Genomic DNA, 1717 nt, shown 5'->3' with positions numbered 1-1717 from the left:
CCTGCCCCTCTGCCCGCCCGCGGGTGGGGGCGGCGGCGCGGCCGCCCCCGACGGCGGCGGCACCGACGCCAAGGCGTCCGGCCGGGCCGCTGTCGAACCCGAGGTCCGACCGCTCGGCCGGATCGTGCCCGCACCCGCCTCCGTCACCCCCGAGGGCGAGCCCTACACGCTCACCGCCGCCACCACCATCGGCGTCGACGAGACCTCCCAAGAGTCCCGGGAGCTCGGTCGCTACCTCGCCGGACTGCTCCGCCCCGCCACCGGATTCCCGCTGCCCGTCGTCGACGACCGCGCCGCCGCCGGCGGCGGCATCCGGCTCCGCCTCGACCCCGACGACACCGCGCTCGGCGACGAGGGCTACCGGCTCCGCTCCGCACCCGAAGGCCTGGTCCTGACCGCCCGTGCCCACGCCGGTCTCTTCCGCGGCGTCCAGACCCTGCGCCAGCAGCTCCCCTCCGCCGTCGAGCGGAAGAGCGTCCAACCCGGCCCCTGGAAGATCGCCGGCGGCACCGTCACCGACGCCCCGCGCTACGCCTACCGCGGTGCCATGCTCGACGTGGCCCGTCACTTCTTCACCGTCGACGAGGTGAAGCGGTTCATCGACCAGCTCGCCCTCTACAAGGTGAACACCCTCCACCTGCACCTCTCCGACGACCAGGGCTGGCGCATCGCCGTCGACTCCTGGCCCCGGCTCACCACCCACGGCGGCTCCACCGAGGTCGGCGGCGGCGCCGGAGGCTTCTACACCAAGGCCCAGTACCGGGAGATCGTGGACTACGCCGCCTCCCGCTACCAGGAGGTGGTCCCCGAGATCGACATGCCGGGCCACACCAATGCGGCCCTCGCCTCCTACCCCGAGCTCACCTGCGACGGCGTCGCCCCGCCCCTCTACACCGGGACCAAGGTCGGTTTCAGCTCGCTGTGCGTGCCCAAGCCCGTCACCTACGACTTCGTCGACGACGTCGTGCGGGAGATCGCCGCGCTCACCCCCGGCCGCTACCTCCACATCGGTGGCGACGAGGCCCACTCCACCAGCCACGCCGACTACGTGACCTTCATGAACAAGGTGCAACCGGTCGTCGCCGCGTACGGCAAGACCGTCGTCGGCTGGCACCAGCTGACCGCTGCCACCCCCGCGAAGGGTGCGCTCGTCCAGTACTGGGGCCTCGACCGCACCCCCGCGGAGGAGAAGGAGCGGGTCGTCGCAGCCGCGCGGAACGGCACCGGGCTGATCCTCTCCCCGGCCGACCGGACCTACCTCGACATGAAGTACACCAAGGACACCCCGCTCGGCCTGGCCTGGGCCGGGTACGTCGAGGTCCGCAGGTCGTACGACTGGAACCCGGCGACCTACCTCCCCGGTGCCCCCGAGGGCGCCGTCCGCGGCGTCGAGGCGCCGCTGTGGACCGAGACGCTCGCCTCCACCGGTGACCTCGACCTGATGGCCTTCCCGAGGCTTCCGGGCGTCGCCGAACTGGGCTGGTCCCCGGCGGCCACCCACGACTGGGACGCCTACAAGCTCCGCCTCGCCGAGCAGGCGCCCCGCTTCGAGGCCCTGGGCATCACCTGGTACCGCTCGCCGGAGGTGCCCTGGCCCGCGGAGTAGTCGGCGCCTGTGCACAGGCACCGGTGGCGGTGCGGGGCGGTGCGACCCGGGCCGGGAAGGGGGCGGACGCGCCCGCCCGGGCCGGGACGGCAAGGAGGCGGGCCCCGACGG

At 73.8% G+C, this 1717-nt stretch carries 1 protein-coding gene; it reads left to right on the top strand.

Annotated features, from left to right (window positions below; genetic code table 11):
• A partial coding sequence (locus ACFW2Y_RS18725; protein WP_384880093.1) for a beta-N-acetylhexosaminidase occupies nt 1-1606 on the top strand: 1606 nt, incomplete at its 5' end.
• Nucleotides 1607-1717: the final 111 nt, after the last annotated feature.

It is taken from the genome of Streptomyces sp. NPDC058877 (assembly GCF_042742855.1).
Taxonomy (GTDB): Bacteria; Actinomycetota; Actinomycetes; order Streptomycetales; family Streptomycetaceae; genus Streptomyces.
Note: the sequence above shows the minus strand (reverse complement) of the source record. Positions and strands in the feature narration are given on the sequence as shown.